The following is a 1,322-nucleotide window of genomic DNA, read 5'->3' on the forward strand; positions in this document are numbered from 1 at the left end:
CGGTCCATCGCTTATCTTTGAAGATAGGAGTAGGACTGTGAGTACGAATAGGAATACGGATACCGTCGAAGTGATCATGAAGGACCAGCGCCGCAGGCGCTGGTCCCTCGCTGAGAAGTCTGCGCTCGTCAAGCGTACCTACGAGCCGGGCATGAGCGTGTCGCTGGTGGCTCGCCAGGAAGGTGTCGCCGCCAGCCTGCTGTTCCAGTGGCGCAAGCTCGAACGCCAAGGCGCCCTGATGGCCGTGTCCGCTGGCGAGGCGGTAGTGCCAGCTTCTGAACTCGCAGCGGCGCGCGCCGAGATTGCCAAGTTGCAGCGCGTGCTGGGCAAGAAAACGCTGGAAAACGAAATCCTCAAAGAGGCAGTGGAGTACGCCGCCGAAAAAAAGTGGATTGCGCGCTCGCCCTTGTTGCCCGGGGACGGTCAATGATGACCGTCTGCCAGGCATTGGGGTTGGCGCGCTCGAATGTCCATCTGCTGCGCAACCGATCGGCCTCGTGGATCGATGGCCGCACACAACGCACGCCACGCAGTGACGAACAACTTCTGTCAGACATCCGCGAGCAGATCACGGACCTGCCGAGCTACGGCTATCGGCGAGCCTGCGCGCTGGTCAATCGCCAACGCGCGGGGGTGGACGCCCCGCGTGTGAATCCCAAGCGCGTCTATCGCGTCATGGCAGCCAACGCTTTGCTGTTGCCCAAGGCGCCGCGGCGTCCGCAGTCCAGCCGCAGGCACACTGGCACCGTGTCTGTTGAGGCCAGCGACACCCGCTGGTGCTCGGACGGCTTCGAGATCAAGTGCGACTCGGGACAAACCGTCACCGCCACGTTCGCCAAGGACTGCTGTGATCGCGAGATCGTGGCCTTCCGAGCATGGGAGGGCAAAGGGCTGCCGGGCGAGCCGGTGCGCGAGATGCTCATCGAGGCGGTGGAAAAGCGCTTCGGCACGGTAGAGGCCCTTCCTGCGGGCTACTCGCTGCAATTCCTGACTGACAACGGCAGCGCCTACATCGCCCACGAGACTCGACGCATCGCCAAGTCGCTCGGGCTGACGCCGGTCAATACGCCAGTGTGCAGTCCACAGAGCAATGGCATGGCCGAAAGCTTCGTCAACACCTTCAAGCGTGACTACGTGGGACGCATGGACCTCAGCGACGCCCCGACCGTACTGGCGCAATTGCCAGCTGCGTTCGAGCACTTCAACGAGATTCACCCGCACTCGAGCTTGAAGATGAAATCGCCGCGCGAGTTCAGGCGGCAACGGGTTGAGCAGACACGCCGCGCTCAACTTGAACAACCGGCGCTACATTGCGTATAGGC

General features: G+C 62.6%; 1 protein-coding gene. It reads left to right on the plus strand.

The genetic code is table 11. The features are described from left to right. The first annotated feature begins 76 nt into the window (after window positions 1-76). A protein-coding gene (locus QTI04_RS34160) for an IS3 family transposase (protein WP_286573185.1) occupies window positions 77-1,320 on the plus strand; the annotation gives its coding sequence in 2 pieces (ribosomal slippage) (window positions 77-374 and window positions 374-1,320; 1,245 coding nt in all). Window positions 1,321-1,322 lie beyond the last annotated feature (2 nt).

Source organism: Variovorax sp. J22R115 (assembly GCF_030317005.1).
Classification (GTDB): domain Bacteria; phylum Pseudomonadota; class Gammaproteobacteria; order Burkholderiales; family Burkholderiaceae_C; genus Variovorax.